The sequence below is a fragment of the Thermoanaerobacter sp. A7A genome, from assembly GCF_000445185.1.
In the GTDB taxonomy this organism is placed as follows: domain Bacteria; phylum Bacillota; class Thermoanaerobacteria; order Thermoanaerobacterales; family Thermoanaerobacteraceae; genus Thermoanaerobacter.
This window is the reverse complement of record NZ_AVAF01000096.1, coordinates 1-1,031: the sequence shown is the minus strand read 5'-3', so window position 1 is coordinate 1,031 and position 1,031 is coordinate 1. Positions and strand designations below refer to the sequence as shown.

The window sequence follows — 1,031 nt, the reverse complement described above, 5'->3', positions numbered from 1 at the left end:
GTAAATGCTCCCGATTTTAGAATGGCAATTGGAAGTGAAAGGCTAAAGTCCACTATGATAGATGAAGTTTCTTACGATGGAAGTAAATTGGTGATAAAAGGGAGAGGGTTTGGGCATGGTGTAGGAATGTCTCAATGGGGAGCATATCAGATGGCTAAAGAGGGGAAAAAGGCAAAAGATATACTAAACTATTATTTTAAAGGCATAAATATAGTAAAAATTTGGGATTAAAATCCTCCGGAAGGAGGATTTTTTTTGTTCTAAAAAAAGTACAAGATTCATAGATAATAATAGTCAATTAAAAAGAGGGGAGGTTTAAAATGGAAGAGAAAAGGAACTTTTTAAGAGCGGGGAAACCTCATAATATTACAATTGAAAATAGAGAAAAAATCAGTATTTCTGGGGTAACAAATGTTGTAAGCTTTGACGAAGAAACAGTAATATTGGAGACAGATTTAGGAATTTTGACAATAAGAGGTCAAGGGCTTCACATTAATAAATTGAACCTTGATGACGGACAAGTGTCAATTGATGGAGAAATAGTAAATTTAAATTACAGTGACAAAAGTGGCCTTATAGGAAAATCAGGGGGATTCATAAGTAGAATGTTTAGATAAGTCGCATGTTGCGGCTTATTTTGTTTTATATACTCGATTTTAAAAAGTTTAATTGCTATAATAAATTTGGATATTTTTGCGCAAAGGAAGTAGAGAGGTGTGAAACAAATGAGTGAGGAGAGAAAAAATTGGTTTAAAAACATGACTACAAAAGAAAAAGTAGAATATATATGGGACTATTATAAAGTTTATATTATCGTAAGTATATTAGTAATCTATTTGTTGGTTTCTTTTACAAGTAGTATTATTAATAGAAAGGATTACGTATTAAATATCGCTTTAATTGGCAAATATATGGATTTTGATAGACAAAGTGAATTTTCTAAAAAAGTCACTAAAGAATTAATTGGCGATCCTTCTGGGAAAAAACAAGCTTCTATTGATTTTTATAGGTTTGTAAAGGGTCCGAATGGT

2 protein-coding genes and 1 pseudogene are annotated in these 1,031 nt (G+C 31.1%); all 3 read left to right on the top strand.

Translation table 11 applies throughout. The features are described from left to right. Positions 1-231 (top strand): SpoIID/LytB domain-containing protein (locus M663_RS0106580; protein WP_029688363.1); only part of this gene is annotated, 231 nt, incomplete at its 5' end. 89 nt (positions 232-320) lie between these two features. After that, complete coding sequence (gene yabP, locus M663_RS0106575) at positions 321-617, top strand: sporulation protein YabP (RefSeq protein WP_019908061.1); 297 nt, start codon at positions 321-323, stop codon at positions 615-617. Between the two features lie 108 nt (positions 618-725). Beyond that, positions 726-1,031 (top strand): annotated as a pseudogene (locus tag M663_RS0106570) (ABC transporter substrate-binding protein); the annotation flags it as partial.